At 63.4% G+C, this 17,734-nt stretch carries 16 protein-coding genes; 7 read left to right on the top strand and 9 right to left on the bottom strand.

Features of this window, described 5'->3' with window-relative positions; genetic code table 11:
- The first annotated feature begins 33 nt into the window (after positions 1 to 33).
- The 4 genes from PQ627_RS12480 (at position 34) to PQ627_RS12465 (ending at position 4,531) form a co-directional block, all read left to right on the top strand.
- Entirely contained in the window at positions 34 to 1,590 is a 1,557-nt protein-coding gene (locus PQ627_RS12480) for a glycoside hydrolase family 32 protein (RefSeq protein WP_274261435.1), read from the top strand.
- Positions 1,591 to 1,600: 10 nt separating this feature from the next.
- Positions 1,601 to 2,560: a carbohydrate kinase family protein gene (locus tag PQ627_RS12475; protein ID WP_274261433.1), complete on the top strand. Its 960-nt coding sequence runs from the start codon at positions 1,601 to 1,603 to the stop codon at positions 2,558 to 2,560.
- Positions 2,561 to 2,590: 30 nt separating this feature from the next.
- Complete coding sequence (locus tag PQ627_RS12470; protein WP_274261431.1) at positions 2,591 to 3,919, top strand: NosD domain-containing protein; 1,329 nt, start codon at positions 2,591 to 2,593, stop codon at positions 3,917 to 3,919.
- An 81-nt stretch (positions 3,920 to 4,000) separates the two neighbouring features.
- Positions 4,001 to 4,531: a GNAT family N-acetyltransferase gene (locus tag PQ627_RS12465; protein ID WP_144661461.1), complete on the top strand. Its 531-nt coding sequence runs from the start codon at positions 4,001 to 4,003 to the stop codon at positions 4,529 to 4,531.
- On the opposite strand, the gene PQ627_RS12460 is transcribed toward PQ627_RS12465, so the two are convergent.
- Both PQ627_RS12460 and PQ627_RS12455 read right to left on the bottom strand, forming a co-directional pair.
- Positions 4,528 to 6,663, bottom strand: a complete 2,136-nt coding sequence (locus PQ627_RS12460) for an amylo-alpha-1,6-glucosidase (RefSeq protein WP_274261428.1) — start codon at positions 6,661 to 6,663, stop codon at positions 4,528 to 4,530. The genes PQ627_RS12465 and PQ627_RS12460 overlap by 4 nt on opposite strands.
- A 14-nt stretch (positions 6,664 to 6,677) precedes the next feature.
- On the bottom strand, positions 6,678 to 7,778 hold the full coding sequence (locus PQ627_RS12455) for a glycosyltransferase family 4 protein (RefSeq protein ID WP_274261426.1): 1,101 nt from the start codon (positions 7,776 to 7,778) through the stop codon (positions 6,678 to 6,680).
- Between the two features lie 129 nt (positions 7,779 to 7,907).
- On the opposite strand from PQ627_RS12455, the gene PQ627_RS12450 reads away from it, so the two are divergent.
- Positions 7,908 to 8,606 carry a DsbA family oxidoreductase gene (locus PQ627_RS12450; protein WP_274261632.1) on the top strand — a complete coding sequence of 233 codons (699 nt, stop codon included), beginning with the start codon at positions 7,908 to 7,910 and terminating at the stop codon, positions 8,604 to 8,606.
- Between the two features lie 112 nt (positions 8,607 to 8,718).
- Here PQ627_RS12450 and arfA read toward each other — a convergent pair whose 3' ends face one another.
- The 5 genes from arfA to PQ627_RS12425 form a co-directional block, all read right to left on the bottom strand.
- The gene (gene arfA / locus PQ627_RS12445) at positions 8,719 to 10,257 is read right to left on the bottom strand and encodes an arabinosylfuranosidase ArfA (RefSeq protein WP_274261425.1); all 1,539 of its coding nucleotides are present in this window, start codon (positions 10,255 to 10,257) and stop codon (positions 8,719 to 8,721) included.
- A 49-nt stretch (positions 10,258 to 10,306) separates the two neighbouring features.
- Positions 10,307 to 11,203, bottom strand: coding sequence for a carbohydrate ABC transporter permease (locus PQ627_RS12440; protein ID WP_274261423.1), 897 nt, complete (start codon positions 11,201 to 11,203; stop codon positions 10,307 to 10,309).
- Between the two features lie 2 nt (positions 11,204 to 11,205).
- Entirely contained in the window at positions 11,206 to 12,153 is a 948-nt protein-coding gene (locus PQ627_RS12435; RefSeq protein ID WP_144661456.1) for a carbohydrate ABC transporter permease, read from the bottom strand.
- 38 nt (positions 12,154 to 12,191) lie between these two features.
- Positions 12,192 to 13,526, bottom strand: coding sequence for an extracellular solute-binding protein (locus tag PQ627_RS12430; protein WP_144661455.1), 1,335 nt, complete (start codon positions 13,524 to 13,526; stop codon positions 12,192 to 12,194).
- A 204-nt stretch (positions 13,527 to 13,730) separates the two neighbouring features.
- Positions 13,731 to 14,729, bottom strand: a complete 999-nt coding sequence (locus tag PQ627_RS12425) for a LacI family DNA-binding transcriptional regulator (protein ID WP_144661454.1) — start codon at positions 14,727 to 14,729, stop codon at positions 13,731 to 13,733.
- A 123-nt stretch (positions 14,730 to 14,852) separates the two neighbouring features.
- On the opposite strand from PQ627_RS12425, the gene PQ627_RS12420 reads away from it, so the two are divergent.
- The gene (locus tag PQ627_RS12420; RefSeq protein WP_274261419.1) at positions 14,853 to 15,548 is read left to right on the top strand and encodes a TetR/AcrR family transcriptional regulator; all 696 of its coding nucleotides are present in this window, start codon (positions 14,853 to 14,855) and stop codon (positions 15,546 to 15,548) included.
- A gap of 46 nt (positions 15,549 to 15,594) precedes the next feature.
- On the opposite strand, the gene PQ627_RS12415 is transcribed toward PQ627_RS12420, so the two are convergent.
- Positions 15,595 to 16,239 carry a LytR C-terminal domain-containing protein gene (locus PQ627_RS12415; RefSeq protein WP_274261416.1) on the bottom strand — a complete coding sequence of 215 codons (645 nt, stop codon included), beginning with the start codon at positions 16,237 to 16,239 and terminating at the stop codon, positions 15,595 to 15,597.
- Between the two features lie 58 nt (positions 16,240 to 16,297).
- Positions 16,298 to 16,597, bottom strand: coding sequence for a type II toxin-antitoxin system VapB family antitoxin (locus PQ627_RS12410; protein ID WP_144661451.1), 300 nt, complete (start codon positions 16,595 to 16,597; stop codon positions 16,298 to 16,300).
- Positions 16,598 to 16,733: 136 nt separating this feature from the next.
- Between PQ627_RS12410 and PQ627_RS12405 the strand changes: the two genes are divergently transcribed.
- Positions 16,734 to 17,654: a hypothetical protein gene (locus PQ627_RS12405; RefSeq protein WP_274261414.1), complete on the top strand. Its 921-nt coding sequence runs from the start codon at positions 16,734 to 16,736 to the stop codon at positions 17,652 to 17,654.
- Positions 17,655 to 17,734: the final 80 nt, after the last annotated feature.

Genomic DNA, 17,734 nt, shown 5'->3' with positions numbered 1-17,734 from the left:
ACCACTTCGAACGTCCCAAAAGGAACGCCTTTCATGTCCAGTAGCCTTGACGCCGCACGCCCGGAAACAGCCCCGGCCCCCACCCCCAGGTTCCGGCCTGCCATCCATTTCACGGCATGTGACACCTGGCTGAACGACCCCAACGGGCTGGTTTTCCACGACGGTTTGTACCACCTCTTCTTTCAGAACAATCCCTTCGGCAACGTCTGGGGCAACATGTCCTGGGGCCACGCCACGTCCCCCGACCTCCTGCGTTGGACGGAGCATCCGGTTGCCATTGCCGGGGATGAAACAGAGGACATCTTCTCCGGAAGCGTGGTGGTGGACCAGGGCAACACCTCCGGTTTCGGAACTTTGGAGTCGCCGGCCCTGGTGGCTGTGTACACCAGCGCCTTCAAGGCAGGGCCACACGGTGGCACGCAGGCCCAGTCCCTCGCCTACAGCAAAGACGGCGGGATGACATGGCGGAAATACGGGCGAAATCCTGTCCTGACCAGAAACTCTGCCCATTTCCGCGATCCCAAGGTCTTCCGCTACGAAAGCGCCCGCGGTTCCTTCTGGGTGATGGTCGCCGTCGAAGCGCAGCAGCAAAAGGTGGTCCTTTACCGCTCCGATGACCTCAAGACCTGGAAATTCCTCAGCGACTTCGGCCCGGCCAACGCCGACGCCGGCGAATGGGAATGCCCGGACCTCTTCCCCCTTCCCGTGGACGGGGAACCGGAGGACATCAAGTGGGTGCTGATAGTCAACGTCAATCCCGGCGCTGTCGCAGGGGGCTCGGGCGGACAGTACTTCGTGGGACAGTTCGACGGCGTCGCTTTCGTTCCGGACGCAGGCTCACTTGCGGCGCCTTCCGGAGTCACCTCCCTGCCGGAGGGTTCTGCCCGGACGGAAGCACTGCAGCAGAGCCTGTGGCTGGATTGGGGACGTGATTGCTACGCCTCCGTTTCCTTCAGCAACACCTCCGATGACCGGCGGATCATCATCGGCTGGATGAACAACTGGGACTACGCCAACCAGCTGCCCACTGCACCTTGGCGGTCCTCCATGACTCTCGCCCGCGAATTGCGCCTTGAAACGGTGAACGGGGCTGCCCGGCTGGTCCAGCGCCCGGTCCTCGGGAACCCGCAAGAAGAGCTGTTCCACGCGGTCAGCATCGACGTGGGAGCGTCAGCCCTCCGCTTGCCGGACGCCGTTCCAGGGGCAGCCCAGGTGATCGAGGCTGAAATCCTCCCGGGAACCGCAGAGCGTGTCGAGCTGCGCCTGTTCGCCAGCCCTGACGGACTCCAAAGCACTGTCCTGAGCTACGCCGCAGACAGCGGACGGCTCACCCTCGACCGCACCCGTTCAGGGGACACCGCGTTCCACGAAAAGTTCGCCTCCGCTGAGTCCTCCCCTGTTGCCCTGGAGGACGGCCTCCTCAAGCTGCTTGTTGTGGTGGACCAGTGCTCCGTGGAGGTCTTCGCCCAGGACGGCAAGGTGGTCCTGACGGATCTGGTGTTCCCGGATGCAACCAGCCAGGAGAACTGGCTTACCGCGGAGGTCGGCACCGCCACGGTTCTTAAGCTCGCTGTCTCGCAAACCGCCTAAGGAGTACGTCATGCAGATCATCCCAGAGCCGCTCATCGTTCAAGAACCGGCATCGAACCAGGCGACAGAAGTCGTAGTTGTCGGTGAAGCCTTGGTGGATATCGTCGTCTCCTCGCGGGGAACCGTGGAGCACCCCGGAGGCTCGCCCGCGAACGTTGCCTACGGCCTCGGACGCCTCGGCGTGCCCACCGCATTGTTGACCTCGATCGGAGACGACCCCCACGGGGCCGCCATCGAACGTCACCTGGCGAGTGCCGGCGTCGAACTCCTGGCCGGCACCCGCCCAGGCGTCAGAACCGCTACGGCAACCGCCACCCTGGCCTCGGACGGCTCGGCCCGCTATGACTTCGACATTCAGTGGGAGCTCCCCCGGGCGACCCCCACTACCCTGCCCAAGATCCTGCACACGGGCTCGATTGCCACGTTCCTGGAACCCGGCGCGGCCGCGGTGCGGGAGCTGCTTGCACAGGCACATCAGCGGTGCGTGGTCACCTACGATCCCAACATCCGGCCGGCCCTGGTTGGCAGCCATGCCCAAGCGAAAACCACTTTCGAGGAACTCATTCCCTTCACCGACGTGGTCAAACTCAGTGATGAGGATGCGCACTGGCTTTACCCCGGCCTGTCCCTCGAAGACACTTCACGGCGCATCCTGGACCTGGGGACCGGCCTTGTGGTGGTTACGCTTGGCTCCGAGGGATCGATGCTCTCGACCCCCGCAGCACAGGTCCTGGTCCCGTCCATCAAGTCCACCGTGGCGGACACCATCGGCGCGGGCGACTCGTACATGTCCGCCCTGATCTACGGGCTGCTCCACACCGGGGTTGACCGGCTCACGCGGGAGGCTTTGGAGTCGTTGGGCGGCAGGGCCACCAAGGCCGCAGCCATCACTGTGCGTCGCGCCGGAGCCAACCCGCCGACGTCGGACGAACTGCTGGCCGGACTGCCGGAACACCAGCCCGCCAACTGACCACCTCCAAAACCCAAGAGGATCAACACCATGTCCAGCAGCAACTACTACGACGTAACCACCTGGCCCATCGGCGACCCGTCCAAGGATGTCGGCGAGGTCATCAACAGCATCATCGCCGACATCAAGGAACGCCAGAACGCCACGGACGTGAACGACGGCGGCAAGCCGGGTGCCGTGATCTACTTGCCGCCGGGCGACTACCGCCTGCGAACGCAGGTGCTGATCGACATCAGTTTCCTCAGGATCCAGGGCTCAGGCCACGGCTTCACATCCTCGAGCATCAGGTTCAACGTTCCCGAGAACGAATGGCCCGATCTCCATGAGCTGTGGCCCGGTGGCAGCCGCGTGCTGGTTGATCTCCCCGCCGCCGACACCACGGACCCGGCAAGCGGAGCCGCCTTCCGTGTTGAGCGTGCCGGCAGTCCGCGGATCAGTTCGGTGGAGTTCGCCAACTTCTGCATCGACGGGCTGCATTTCACCGCGGACGGTTCGGAGCTGCCGGCGGAGAATACCTACGTCAATGGCAAGACCGGGATCCACGTTGCCACCGCCAACGACTCCTTCCGGGTCAACGAGATGGGCTTCATCTACCTCGAACACGCCCTGACCATCCACAACGCCGATGCCCTCTCCATCCACAACAACTTCATCGCCGAATGTGGAAGCTGCATCGAGCTGCGCGGCTGGGGCCAGGCATCCAAGATCACGGACAACCTGATCGGCGCAGGTTTCAAGGGCCACTCGATCTACGCGGAGAACCATGGCGGACTCCTGGTAACGGCGAACAACGTCTTCCCACGGGGTGCCAGCAGCGTCCATTTCAGCGGGGTGACGCGCTCCAGCATCACCAACAACCGGCTGCATTCCTTCTATCCCGGCATGGTGGTCCTGGAGCGGAACAGCTCCGAGAATCTTGTGGCCACCAACCATTTCCTCCGTGACCACGAGCCTTGGACGCCGTTCCTCGGGATCGACAATGGGCTGGATGATCTCCACGGGGTCCTCGCCATCAGCGGCAACAACAATTCGGTGATCGGCAACCACTTTTCACAGATCATCGATTCGGAGCACATCCGTCCGGAAGGCGCGACGCCGGTCACCATCCGGCTGCGTGAAGGCACGGGCAATTTCGTGTCGAACAACCACGTGGTGGCCATGAACGTCCAAGCCACCGCCAGCGACGACTGCTTCGAGGCCCAGGTGGATGCCCTGCTGACCACTGATGCCGCCAAGGAGCTGGCCGTGACAGCTGTCCTGGTGGACCCGGAATCAGCGCGGAACACTATCCTCGACTCCGGCCGGGACCCACAAATCATCGCAGACCGGGCCACAAACGCCATCCGCCCCACCCCCTAACGTGGAGTTTTCGTACAGCTAATGCCCTTAAGATGCGTTCTTAGGGGCATTACCTGTACAAAAACTCGCAAGGGGGGCCACGTGGCCGAGACCATCCGTACCGCAACAGCACACGACGCCGGGAAGCTGGCCGAGCTCGCGGCCGTCACCTTCCCGCTGGCGTGCCCTCCAGGCTCCTCACCGGCGGACATCCAGGCGCACCTTGAAAAGACGCTGAGCGAAGCCAACTTTTCGGAGTACCTCGCCGACGCGAACATCACCATCATGGTGCTCGACGACGACGGGCAGCTCAACGGATACACGATGCTGATCGCGAAGCCCACCGGGGACCCCGACGTCGCCTCCGTGCTTTCGGCGCTGCCCTCGACGGAGCTGAGCAAGTGCTACGTCCACCCCGACCACCACGGCAAGGGCGCGGCGTCGAGGCTGATCCACGCTTCCCTGGCACTGGCCACGGACAAGGGTGCGGCGGGTGTGTGGCTCGGCGTGAACAGCCAGAACGCCAAGGCCATCCGCTTCTACGAGAAGAGCGGTTTCCAGCGCGTTGGTACCAAGTCGTTCACGCTCGGCAATACCGTGGAGCACGACTTCGTCATGGAGAATAGGCTCTAGCCAAACAGGTCCCCGGCCAGTGGCGGCCGCGGATCGTTGCGCAACTGGAGCCCCTCCGGCAGTCCTTCCACCGTCCCGGAAGTGCCCGCAGCCCGCACCGTGAGCCGTGAACTGCCCAGCAGCACGTTGTCTGCCGTGAACTCACCGAACGACTCCGGCAGGATCGGCGCCAGGTGCAGGACGTCCCTGGTGAAGTCGGGGTCGAAACGCAGCAGGATCCGGGCGAGTTGGACGGGAGCCGCAGCCGCCCACGCCTGCGGGGAACACGCCGTCGGATACGGGACCGGCTCCGAAAAGTCCCGCCGGTCAAAGCCGCAGAACAACTCAGGGAGCTGACCGCCAAAGTGCTCGGCGGCGTCGAACAGTCCGCTGGCCACCCGGCTGGCTTCGTCCGTGAAGCCGTAGCGCATGAGACCGGTGGCCGCGAGCGCGGTGTCGTGGGGCCAGACCGAGCCGTTGTGGTAGCTGACGGGGTTGTAGGCGCCCATGTCGGAGCCGAGGGTGCGGATGCCCCAGCCGGTAAACATCTCCGGAGACATGAGCCGCTCTGCGACCTGCGCTGCCTTGTCCTCATCCACGATGCCCACCCACAGGCAATGCCCCATGTTGGAAGTGCACGAATCCACCGGCTGCTTGTCCTTGTCCAACGCCAGCGCGAAGTAGCCTTTGTCCGGCAGCCAGAACGTCTTGTTGAAGGCCTCCTTGAGTTCTTCGGCGCGGTCCGCGCAACGGCGTTCGACGGCGGTGTCCCCCGCCGCGCGTGCCAACAGGGACCGGCCCACGTAGGCCGCATAGGCGTAGGCCTGGACTTCGCAGAGCGCGATCGGGGCCTCGGCCATCCGGCCGTCCGCGAAATTAATCCCGTCCCATGAGTCCTTCCAACCCTGGTTCACCAAGCCGTGCTCGTTGGGCCGCTTGTATTCGATGAAGCCGTCGCCGTCGCGGTCTCCGTACTTCTCCATCCATTCGATGGCCCGGTCGGCGTGGGGCAGCAGGGACTCAATGATGTCTTCGCCGAGTCCCCAGCGACTCAGTTCACCGAGGGTGGAGACGAACAGCGGGGTGGCATCGGCTGTTCCGTAATAGGCCGTGCCGCCCAAGGAGAGTCCTGCGGTGATTCCCAGCCTGACCTCGTGCGGCATGCGCCCGGGTTCTTCTTCGGAGTCATTGTCCACTTTGCTGCCCTGCAGCCCCGCCAAGGTTTGGAGGGTGCCCGCGGCCAGGCTCGGGTCCACCATGAGGGACATGTAGGAGGCCAGGAGCGAGTCCCGTCCGAACAGGGCCATGAACCAAGGCGCCCCGGCGGCGATGGCGGCACGGCCGGGGTGTTCGTCGTCGAAAATCCGCAGCGCGCCCAGGTCCCGTTGGCTTTGCTCCAGGACGTCGGTGACGTTCTGGTCAGTGACCGTGACGCGTGGAACGTGTTCCTCCCACTGCGTTTGGCGGCGGGCGCCTGTGCTGTGCTGCAGGGGCGTTCCCACGGTGAAGCGGTCTTCCGGCGCCTCACCGTTGACCAAGGGCAAGGCGATGATGGTGGTGGACCAGTCCTCGCGGGCGGGAATGGTGACGTTGAAGGTCAACCCTTCACTGGTGACTTTTGCCCCTTGGGCCTGGAACATTACCCCGCGACGCTGGCCGCTGGAGTGCAGGGCATCGATGTGCAGGCCGTCTTCCTGTGCAGCCCGAATGGTCTCCTCCGCGGTTCCCACCCTGCCGCCTTTGACGTCGAAGAGGTCTGCGAGGTCGGCGTCGAGGAGCAGTTCGATGGTGCAGGTTGATGGCGTGCCGGAGTAGTTGGTGATGGTGATGTCATCGCGCAGTCCAGAGCCGACACTGCGCTGGTGCCGGACAAGCAGCGGGCTCTCAAAGCGTCCGTCTTCGGTGCAGGCCCTGCCGACGTATTCGGCCTGGAAGGAAGCGGGGTTGCGGGCGACAAGCGGCTCCCGGGGTTCGCCGTTGATCCGCAGCACCCAGCGGGACACGATGCGCGTGTCCTGGTAGTAGGCACCCTGCGAGCCACCTCCGTGGATGTCCCCCGCGTGCGCGGAGATGCAGAAGGACGAGCCCTCGACGACCGTCACTGCCCCCAGTTCGGAGGCTCCGGCTTCTGTGTCTGCGTTCCATGCGGTCATGTGCCGAGGCTCCTTCAGGGTTGGGGTTCGGGGCCGGCAGCCTGACGGGCCTGCCTTTGATTCTCTTGCACGTAGGCGCCGCCGTGAACCCCTTTGCTGCCGAATTGTTCAAGGATTCGTGAATACAGGTCCAGATGGTCAGCTGCCATGCGTCCGGCGCTGAAGTAGTCATCGACGGAACGCCGGCAGTCCGCGCGGCTCAACCGGGCAGCCGCGTCCACGAAACCTGCCAGGTGGTGAATTTCCCCCAGGAAGCCTGTCACTCCGTGCTTCACGATTTCCGGGGCGGCCCCCATGGGAGTAGCCACTACTGGCGTGCCGGTGGCCAGCGATTCGATCATGACCAGGCCGAACGGTTCGGGCCACTGGATGGGGTTGATTAGTGCGATGGCCCCGCCCATCAGCTCGTATTTCTCGGGGTCGGAGAGTTCTCCCAAAAACTCCTCCTGCGGCCCCAGCGCAGGCTCGACGACATCGCGGAAGAATTCCCGTTCATCTTTGGCGTGCATCTTGGCGGCGATCTTCAGGGGAACTCCGGCTTCACGGGCAATCGCCACGGCTTCCATGAGGCCCTTGTCCGCGCACATCCGGCCCACAAAGCAAACGTAGCCGCCTTTGCCGCTTCCCACGGACACGGTGGACAGGTCCAGGCCGTGGTGGATAACGGCCGCTACGTTGAGGTTCGGGAGCATCGACCTCTGGTCATGGGAGATCGCAATAATGGACGTGTCCCTCTGCATGGCGCGGTACAGCTCCGCCGATTGGGCTGTCAGTTGTCCGTGGATGGTGGTGACCACCGGTATGCCGGGAGGCCGGTGTGCGTAGAGCGGCCCCGCCAGCGTGTGGTCGTGGATGATATCCACCCCGTCCATGCCGCGGTATGCCTTGATGACATGGCTCAGCTCGCTGAGACTGAGGCCAATTTCCTCCGGCTGGCTGGGACCGAAGCCGGGCACTTGGGGCACCGGGCACGTGCTGTCGGAGGCGGCGGCCAACAGGACTTCATGCCCCGCATCCACCAGCCCCCGGGCCAGGCAGTCGACTACGCGCTCCGTTCCGCCATAGCGTTCCGGCGGGACGGTAAACCAGGGTCCAACAATGAGTCCGATGCGCATGCGGGCCTCCGCGCATTACCCCCTCTATGGTGGGCTGGCTTCACAACCCTCCTCAAGGCTATTCGCGCCGTGAGCAAAATAACAGCTTGTGTTTGGAATGCCTCCGTGCGCTCCAAGGTTGACGAGACCATGAAGATTGAGATCTGGTCAGACGTCGCGTGCCCGTGGTGCTACATCGGCAAGCGCCGTTTTGAGACTGCCTTGGCACAGTTCCCGCACCGCGATTCAGTGGATGTTGAGTGGAAGAGCTACCAGCTGGATCCCTCCGTCCCCGAGCACTATGACGGCACGGAACTGGACTACCTGAGCAAACGCAAGGGCATGGCTCCGGAGCAGGTCAAGCAGATGTTCGCCCACGTGACCGACACTGCCAAGGGCGAAGGTTTGGATTACCACTTCGACAAGGTGGTGGTGGCCAACAGCTTCACCGCACACCGGCTCATCCACCTTGCTGCAACCCATGGGAAGCAGGACGCCGCGAAGGAACAGTTGCTCAGCGACCACTTTGAGCACGGCAAGGACATCGGCAACCAGGAGTACCTGACGGAGCTGGGTGCCGCCCTCGAGCTGCCCGACGGAGAGGTCGCTGAACTCTTCAGCACCGACAAGTTCACCGAAGAGGTGAACCAGGACATCAACGAGGCCCGCGCCATCGGGGTGACCGGCGTTCCGTTCTTCGTCATTGACCGCAAATACGGCATTTCGGGCGCCCAGCCGGCCGAGCTCTTCTCCCAGGCCCTGAATCAGGCGTGGCAGGAAGCCAACCCGCTGATCCCGGTGGGCGCCTCCGACGCCGAGGCCTGCGGCCCTGACGGCTGCGCAGTATAGCCAGCCGGCCGCCGTCGTACTTTAACCCAAGTAGGGGACAGATAACGTCGCTATGAGCGTTCATAGCGACGTTATCTGTCCCCAGTTGGGTGCCACGCGGTTGGGTGCGGGGCTAGGCTTTCGCGACCTCAAGCTCGACGACGGCCCACGACAATGCGGGCAGCGTCAGGCGCAGCTCCGAGCCAGTGGCCTTGACGTTCTCCAAAGGCTTCAAACCCACCCGCTCCTGCTGCTCCTGGCTGTTGATGGTGAAGCGGTCGCCGTCCTCGGGAATTTCCAGGACTTCGGCGCGCACAACCTGCCGGGCGTCGAAACCGCGCAAGGCGGTCTCGACGTCGGCCGCCTCCTCCAGGCCGCGGTTCGCGAAGAACAAGGCAACCCGGCCCGTTTCCTCGTTCCACGTGGCACTGACATCCACCAGGTCGGTGTCCCCGAAACGGGCATTGGAGTACTTGTCCGAATCCACGGAGAGCCGCAGGATCTGGCCCTTGGCGAGCTCCGCCATCCGGGCGAACGGGTGGAAAATGGTCTGCTTCCACGCCGGGCCGTTTTCCTCCGAAAGGATCGGCGCGATCACGTTCACCAGCTGCGCCTGGTTGGCAATCTTCACCCGGTCGCCGTGCCGGAGCAGCGAGTTGAGCAAGGTCCCCACCACCACGGCGTCCGTCACGTTGTAGTGATCCTCGATAACCCGCGGGTGCTCGCGCCACGGCCCCTTGACGATGTTGCGCAGCTGGTCCTCGGTATCCCGGCCGCGCTGGTACCAGACGTTCCACTCGTCGAAGGACAGGTTGATGTGCTTCTTGTGCTTGCCCTTGGCCCGGACAGCGTCCGCTGTGGCAATGACCGACTCGATGAAGAAATCGGTGTCGACGGCGGAAGCCAGGAAGCTGCCGACGTCGCCTTCTTCTTCAAAGTAGTAGGCGTGGAGGGAAACGTAGTCGACCTCGTCGAAGGTGTGCGTGAGGACAGTCTGCTCCCACTCGCCGAACGTGGGCATCGCGGATTTTGAGCTTCCGCAGGCCACGAGTTCAATGGACGGATCCACGTAGCGCATGGCCTTGGCGGCTTCCTGGGCGAGGCGGCCGTATTCGTCGGCCGTCTTGTGCCCGATCTGCCACGGTCCGTCCATCTCGTTGCCGAGGCACCAGAGTTTGATGTCGAACGGGTCTTTATGGCCGTTCTTGGCGCGCAGATCCGACCAGTAGGTGCCTGAAGGATGGTTGGAGTACTCCACGATGGCGCGGGCCTCTTCCACTCCCTTGGTGCCCAGGTTGATGGCTTCCATGATTTCGGTGCCGGCCTGCCTGGACCAGTCCACGAATTCATGCAGGCCAAAGGCGTTGGTCTCGACCGTGTGCCAGGCGCCGTCCAGGCGGCGGGGCCTGTTTTCGCGCGGGCCGATTCCGTCTTCCCAGTTGTAGCCCGAGACGAAGTTGCCGCCGGGGTACCGGATGACGGTGGCACCGAGTTCCTTGACCAGCTTGAGGACATCCTGGCGGAAGCCGTGCTCGTCCGCTTCGGGGTGCCCGGGCTCGTAGATTCCGGTGTAGACGCAGCGGCCCATGTGCTCCACGAAGGAGCCGAAGAGGCGGCGGGGTACTTCTCCAACCGTGAAGTCGCGGTCGAGGGTGATGCGTGCGCGGGACATGAATCTCCTTGGTTGTGTTCTGAAACTGTTTGTAGGCGGTTGGTATCGGTCAGGTTCCGGCGAGGCCGGTGGTGGAGATGCCCTTGATGATCTGGCGCTGGAAGAACAGGAAGACGACGATCAGGGGCAGCGCGGCCAGCAGTGCCGACGCCATGTTCTGCGCATACTGCACGCCGTAGGCGCTCTTGATGGTTTGCAGACCCACGGGAAGGGTCAGCAGACCGTCGTCGTTGGTGGAGATGAACGGCCACAGGAAGTTGTTCCACGCGCCGATGAACACAAAGATCGCGACGGCGGCCAGGATCGGCCGGGACAACGGCAGGATGATCTGGAGGAAAATCCTGAGCCGGCTCGCCCCGTCCATGACTGCCGCTTCCTCGAGCTCATGCGGAATCTGGTCGAAGAACCTCTTGAGGACAAACACCATGGCAGGATGGATGACCTGCGGCAGCACGATGGCCCACGGCGTATCGATCATCTTGAACGCAAGCATCTGGTAGAAGAGCGGGATCATGAGCACCGGTGGCGGCACGATGATGCTGGCGATGATGGCCATCATCAGCACCTTCTTGCCCTTGAACTCGATCCTGGACAGTGCGTAGGCAACCAAGGCGGAGATCACCAGGGTGATGAAGGTGATGGCCGCCGAGGTGTACAGCGAATTCCACGTCCACAGCGGGATGTTGCCGGCTTGGAACACGCTTGCGAAAGCATCGAACGTAAAGCCCGACGGCGGGATCCAGCTGACTTTCGACGCCGAGGCATCCGCTTCGGATTTGAAGGCGGTGACAGTCGCCCAGGCGAAGGGAACCAACCAGAGGACTGCGAGGACGGCAGCCACCACCACCGCTGCGATCTTGCCTACGGTCAGCTTCTTGCGTGGCTGACGCATGACCTGGCCGGGACCGGTACGTGGGAGGGAACGGGTGAGGGTTGTATTTGCCATGGCTATGCGCTCCTGCGACGGGTGACGACGAACTGCAAGGCGGAAACCAGCACGATCAGTCCGAAGAAGATGTAGGAGATGGCTGCGGAGTACCCCAGCCGGTACCCGGTGAACCCGGTTTCGAAGATGTACTGGACCACCGGACGGGTGGATCCACCCGGGCCGCCGGAGGTCATCTGGTAGATCTGGTCAAAGACCTTCAGCGAAGCAAGGATCTGCAGAAGCACGATCATCACGGTGGTGGGCGTGAGCTGCGGCAGCGTGATGGAGAAGAACTGCCTCCACGCGCCGGCACCGTCCAGCGAGGCCGCTTCGTAGTGCTGGGCAGGGATGTTCTGCATGGCCGCCAGGTAGAGAAGGAAGTTGAACCCCACCGTCCACCAAAGCGTTGCGATCACGATGGACCACATGGCCACGTTGGGGTCGTTGAGCCAGCCGACCTTGGGGATGCCGAACTTGGACAGGAAATCGTTGATCAGGCCAAGCTGCGGGTTGTACATCCAGACGAAGAACAGGGACACAACCGTGGACGCCAGGAGGAACGGGGCAAAGTAGGAAAGCCGCCAGAGCCACTGGGCCGGGAGGCCGATGTTCAACAGCGCGGCCATGACCAGCGCAACCAGCACCAACGGCACTGTGCTGATCACCGTGAAGTAGAGCGTGTTGCCCAGGGAACGCCACATCCCGGCATCGGCAAAGGCCTCGGAGTAGTTGGAAAAACCAATGAGGGCGTCGTTGGCGCCGGTAAGGGACTTGCCCGTAAGGCTCATGTAGAACCCGTAGAAAATGGGCCAGACGAGGAACACCAGGAAGAAGACGAGGAACGGGGCTGCGAAGGCCCATCCGCTCACGTTGTCCCTGCTCCTGCGCAGGGAGGGGCCGGTCTTGCTACCGGGTGCAGTTGTTGTCCGTGCTTGGCTGGTCTGCCGGGACACAGTAGAGGAACTCATGAATGACTCCTTTGTCGCTCGGTGTGCGGGTGTGCCGGTCAGACCGGGTTGGGCCGTGATAGAAGGTCGTTGGTGCGGCCTACGAAGCCGTCCCATCCGTCCTGTGCCTTGCTGCGTCCCAGCAGCACGTTCTGGATGAACTCGGCGAAGTAGTTCTGCCAGTCCGAGCCCGATCCACTGAACCAGGCCTCGGGGTCGTAGGAAATGATCTCTGCGGCGTTGGCGTAATGGACCTGCGGGGTGAGTTCCTTGTAGGCCTGTGACTGCACCACGGGCTGGTACGCCGGGATATGACCTGCCTCGGCCCACGACAACGAGCCTTTGAGGATGTCGCTGACGAACTTGTAAGCATCCCTGCGCTTTTCCTCGTCAACAGCGAGCTGCCGCGGAAGGACGAACGAGTGCGAATCGGCGTAGGAAGCCGGCGTCCCGTACAGGGTGGGAATGGTGAGCGCGTCAACGGGCAGCTTTGCCTTTTTCATGGTGGGCAGTTCCCAGCCACCGCTGAAGAGCATGCCCGAGTCGCCACGGACGAACTCGGCGATGCCGGTGTTGATGTCGTTGCCTTTGGCCGCGATGGTGTCGTCGAAGAGCGACGCCATGAACTCCAGTGACTCTACGGCTGCGTCCCGGTTTGCCTGCATGGGTTGGCCCGGAGTCAGGACAATCTCGGCACCGTGCTGCTTGTAGAGCGTGTAGAACAGGCGCCACATCTGTGAGCCAAGGTTCAGGTAGCCGAAGGACAAACCATGGGATTTGGTGACCTTCTGCATCTCCAGGGCCACGGCCTTGAACTCCGCCGGCGAGCTCACGTCGCGCAGCTGGCCATTGCTTTCCAGCAATCCTGCCTTGCCCGCGATATCGGTGTTGTAGAACATGATGAAAGGGTGGGAATCCAGTGCCAGGGAGAACACTTTTCCGTTTTGTTGGCTCTTTTCCCAGATGCGCGGCGCAAAGTTCTCCGGGGTGATGCCGTTCTCCGCCAGCAGGCCCAGATCCCAGGGCTCAATGAGGCCACCGGGAGCATATCCGGGTACTCGGCTTGCGTGCATGATGGCCACTTCCGGCGGACGGCCGCCCGCCGATGCCATGGCGAGCTTGGTGTAGTACGGCGCACCCCAGGCCAACACCGTGGGGTGGACCTTGAAGCCCGGATTCCCGTTGTTGGCGTTGGCGATCATGGCCTGCATCTTGGTGCCGTCTCCTCCGGAGAGGAGATGCCAGAAATTGATGGTCGGCGTGGATGCGGCTCCTGCTGCGCCGCCACAGCCTGTGAGGCCGGTGGCCAAGAGCCCGCCGCCAAGCAGCGCCGAGCCCGTCAAGAGCTGTCTCCGGGACATACTTCTCCCGGTCAATGATTCAAACTGCTTCACCCGTCACTCCTTTGGAAGGGTCCGCTGAAAGGAAACACACTGCTGCACTGAAGTCCGGCTCCGGTACGTCTCCTCGCGTGGGTAAAAGGTGGCCCCGGGGTGACGCAGCTCTCACATTACATCGTTGTAATAGGCAGGGCAAGAGAAATTGTTAGCGCGAACAATTTTACTTATTGAGCAATCTCAGTGACTGCTGGCGCAACGTCAGCGGCTGCTGTCCCGCTCTTCGATGGTGTAGGGAACAGACACAACGCGCTGCGGGTGATCCCTGTCGGCCATGCGCTCAGTGAGCAGGCGGAGTGCCTCGGCGGCAATCGCCCTCTTGTCCACGGACACCGTACTGAGGGGCGGCACGGCGAAGCGGCCGTCAGCGATGTCGTCAAAACCCGCCACGGCAATGTCCTCCGGAACGCGGACTCCCCGCTTCCACAGGGCATTCAGGGCGCCCAGGGCCATCGAGTCGGTGAAGCAGAAGATCGCCTCCGGCAGCGGGTTGCTGTCGAGGTACCGCATCAGTGACTCCGCTGCTGAGGCCGGGGTCCATTCTTCACAGGCGATCATCAGCGACTCATCCCGCGGGATGCCCAGGGACTGCAGGGCTGCCTCATATCCTTGCGTGCGCTGAATGGCAGTGGCGGATTTCCTTCCCCGGTTAATGCCCAGGACCGCGATGCGGCGGCGGCCGGGCCGGGCGAGCGCCAGGGTCATGTCACGGGCCGCGGCAAAGCTGTCCACGAAAACGCGGTCGGCCAGCTCCTGGGAGACTTCACCCAGCAAGACCACCGGAGGCAGTGCCACCCCCACCCGCACGGCACTCTCATCAAGCACCACCGGGTTGAGAATCAGGCCGTCGATCAAATTGGCGCGAGCGCGGGTCATCAGCTCGTGCTCACGATGCGGATCGGAACCCGTCTCCTCGATCTGCACGCTCCAACCTTGCGCGTGGGCCAGCTCGACGACACTTTGGGCGAGCTCCGCGGAGAACGGTGTGCCCAGGTTCGGCAGGGCCAAGCCGATGACGCCTGAGCGGCCGTTTCGGAGTCCCCGCGCCGAAAGATTCGGGACGTAGTCCAGCTCCTGCATGGCCCGTTCAACCCTGAGCCGCGTAGGTCCGCTCACCGGGACGATTCCATTCATGACATTCGAGACCGTTTTGGGTGAGACCCCCGCGCGGCGCGCCACGTCCTTGACCGTTGCGCGCAAGACGCCCCCTTGCTGCAAGTTTTCCGGTTCTCCGGTTTCCCGGTTTTCCACGATGTTACCGCCCGGTTGGGCAGCTTTCGCGCCGTGACCCGGTTTGCTGACAGATCGCTGTAAAGTGTCTATATGCCCAGGATCACGGCCGCCACGAACGCTGCCCAACGCGCCGAGACCCAACGTCGGATTCTCACCGCCTTTGGCGAGCTCCTCTTCACCCATGGCCTGCCCGGACTGACCATGACCGATGTTGCCCGCCACGCGGGCGTGGGCCGGACCGCGGTCTACAACTACTACGCGGACATGGAGCAGCTCCTCATCGCCTATGCCCTGGATGAGACCGAGAGATTCCTCGTGGACCTCCGCGACTCACTGGCCGCGCTCCACAACCCGGTGGATCGCCTGGCACTCTACGTCCGGGCGCAGGTGGAGGACCTCAGCCGCCGCCACCTGCCTCCAGGGCCGGCAATGGCCGCCGTCCTCTCCCCCGGTTCCTTCGCCAAGCTCGCAGACCACGTGGGTGAGCTCAATGCCCTGCTCCAGGACATCCTCCAGGATGGGGTGCAGCAGGGTTACCTTCCGGACACCGATGTCGCCCAGCTCGCGCGCCTCATCCACGGAACGCTGTCGGCCAGCGCCGCGCGACGCAACCGGACGCCCGACGGCGACACTTCCGCGCCGTCCGCAACCTCCGACGTCGGGCTTCTTGCCGCGCAAGAGGCGCAAACCGCCCAAACCGTGCGCTTTATCCAGCTCGGAGCCGGTGCACGCTTCGATGAAGCGGGCAGGCCGATCCTGCTGGCCAGCGCAACAGCAACGGCCTGAAACCACCATCGCCCGCCACTTTGAGTGGCGGTAAGCGCCCGGTGTGTCAGCCGGCGGGCCTCGTTGGAATGATGGGCCACTTGGAGTTGTCGGCGATCCGCAGTTCCTCGCGCGGGCACATGAGCTTGCCGGGAGTCTGGTCCACCAATTGTGGCTCCACCAGGCCCTCATAGCCCGGTGTAATGATCACATCCACCGACTCGTCTTCCCTGTTGTCCTGGAAGTAGTCAGTGCCGGCAAGGTTGCGCTGGATGTTGAAGGCAGCCGCTTGGCCCTTGACGCCGGAAACCACCACGCCAATACCGGAGTAGGCGGTGTCACTGTTCCCGATGGAAGCTACTTTGTAGCCACGTGCGGTGAACTGGTCAGCCACCGTCGCCGCGAGCCCGCTGCGCGAGGTGGCATTTAGGACGTTGAGCTGGACGGTCTCGTTGGGCACGTAGTCAAACGTCGCGGAAGGGCAGAGGCTTGAGGGCGCTTTGCTGGCAATCGCCGTCGGCACCTTGATGACGCCGTTCATGATGGCCCAGGCACCCACGGCACCGGCCGCTATCACGCCCAGTAGCAAGACCAGGACAATTCCGTGGAACAAGCGGCGCCCGAAGCTGCCGCGTCGGACCGGTGCGTCATCGGCAAACGTTGCCCTGAGCTCCGGCCCTGTCACCACGTGATGGCCGTGCAACTGCGTCACATCCTTGGGACGCTTACGTTTTTTTGCCCGGGACTCGATCTGGTCCGGCCCGGACACCCTAGCCATCGATCACCAATACACGTGCGTGGATTGCGGTCCTCTGGTGCAGCGCCGTGCGGACCGCGCGATGGAGGCCATCCTCGAGGTACATCACGCCCTGGTACTGGACCACGTGCGGGAACAAATCTCCAAAGAAGGTGGAGTCTTCAGCCAGCAACGCTTCCAGGTCCAAGGTCCGTTTGGTGGTGACCAGGTCATCCAACCGCACAGGGCGCGGTGGCAGTGCCGCCCAGTCCCTGGGCGCGGTGTATCCATGGTCGGGGTACGGGCGTCCCTCGCCCACAGCTTTGAAGATCACCCTGCAAGCCTATGGAAGATGCCGCCCTAACGGAACTTGTGACCCGCGGCACAGGCAGGTTGTAGCCAAAAGGTGACTAATCGTCGTCGAACGTCACAGCTGTGTGGGGACTCTGCGGGACTGACAGAATAGGGGCATGACCCAACCGCTCCAAGGTACCGACCGGACCGCTGCCCGCACTGAGCCCGAACTGGCTTTGCTGCTGGATGTCGATGGCCCCATCGCCAGCCCCGTGACGCGCGATGTCAAGCCGGACATCATCGCTGATCTGGTGGCCCTCGCCTCGGCCGGCATTCCGGTCATCTTCAACACCGGCCGTTCCGACGCCTTCATAGCCCAGCAGGTCATGGAACCCATGATTGCCGCGGGTATGCCCGCCAATACAGTGATCCACGCGATTTGCGAGAAGGGCGCCGTCTGGTTCAGCTACACCGCTGAAGGGGCCGGCCCCATCCACGTGGACCACGAACTCGCCGTCCCCAAGGCCTACGGTGACGACATCCGCAGGCTCGTGGCGGAGGATTACTCGGCGCACATGTTCTTCGACGAGACAAAGCGCGCCATGGTCTCCGTGGAGCAACACCTGGATGTGGCCAGCGCAGATTACCTGGCTGAGCAGAAGCTGTTCGACGCCGACGCGCTGGGCATCATGGAACAGCACGGGCTCAACGCCGCCATCCTGGACCACCATGCTCCCGGCTCCGACGACACCGCCGACTACCGCCTGGATCCCACCATCATCTCCACGGACATCGAGTCCGTCCGGCTCGGCAAGGACCTCGGAGCAAGCCGCGCAGTGGAGCTGCTGGCCGCCCAGGGCATTACGCCGCGCTCCTGGCGCACCGTCGGAGATTCCCGCACGGACTACGCCATGGCAGACTGGCTGCACCACAACGACCACGACGTGAAGCACGTGGATGTCCGGCCTGCGGACGGCGTGCCGGTGAAGCCGTACGCCATCCTGACCGCCGCGGACCTGGATCTTGCCGACGACGTGATCCACGACGACGCCGGCGGAGCCTTTCTCCGCAGCTGGCGCGGGGCCCTGGCCATCTAGAGCTTCACCACCACTGACACACGCACCACCGACGATCCCGGAGAAACAGCCATCACACAAGCACAGGTCGATCCGATTTA

The organism is Paenarthrobacter sp. AB444 (assembly GCF_028736865.1).
GTDB lineage: Bacteria > Actinomycetota > Actinomycetes > Actinomycetales > Micrococcaceae > Arthrobacter > Arthrobacter nicotinovorans_B.
The sequence above is the reverse complement of the archived record's forward strand: the minus strand, read 5'-3'. Positions and strand labels throughout refer to the sequence as shown.

Bases quoted from the DNA above. Each gene is read 5' to 3' on its own strand.
- PQ627_RS12470 (WP_274261431.1), top strand. From the start codon at position 2,591: ATGTCCAGCAGCAACTACTACGACGTAACCACCTGGCCCATCGGCGAC.
- PQ627_RS12420 (WP_274261419.1), top strand. From the start codon at position 14,853: ATGCCCAGGATCACGGCCGCCACGAACGCTGCCCAACGCGCCGAGACC.
- PQ627_RS12435 (WP_144661456.1), bottom strand. From the start codon at position 12,153: ATGAGTTCCTCTACTGTGTCCCGGCAGACCAGCCAAGCACGGACAACA.
- PQ627_RS12475 (WP_274261433.1), top strand. From the start codon at position 1,601: ATGCAGATCATCCCAGAGCCGCTCATCGTTCAAGAACCGGCATCGAAC.
- PQ627_RS12440 (WP_274261423.1), bottom strand. From the start codon at position 11,203: ATGGCAAATACAACCCTCACCCGTTCCCTCCCACGTACCGGTCCCGGC.
- PQ627_RS12480 (WP_274261435.1), top strand. From the start codon at position 34: ATGTCCAGTAGCCTTGACGCCGCACGCCCGGAAACAGCCCCGGCCCCC.
- PQ627_RS12455 (WP_274261426.1), bottom strand. From the start codon at position 7,778: ATGCGCATCGGACTCATTGTTGGACCCTGGTTTACCGTCCCGCCGGAA.
- PQ627_RS12460 (WP_274261428.1), bottom strand. From the start codon at position 6,663: ATGACCGCATGGAACGCAGACACAGAAGCCGGAGCCTCCGAACTGGGG.
- arfA (WP_274261425.1), bottom strand. From the start codon at position 10,257: ATGTCCCGCGCACGCATCACCCTCGACCGCGACTTCACGGTTGGAGAA.
- PQ627_RS12405 (WP_274261414.1), top strand. From the start codon at position 16,734: ATGACCCAACCGCTCCAAGGTACCGACCGGACCGCTGCCCGCACTGAG.
- PQ627_RS12450 (WP_274261632.1), top strand. From the start codon at position 7,908: ATGAAGATTGAGATCTGGTCAGACGTCGCGTGCCCGTGGTGCTACATC.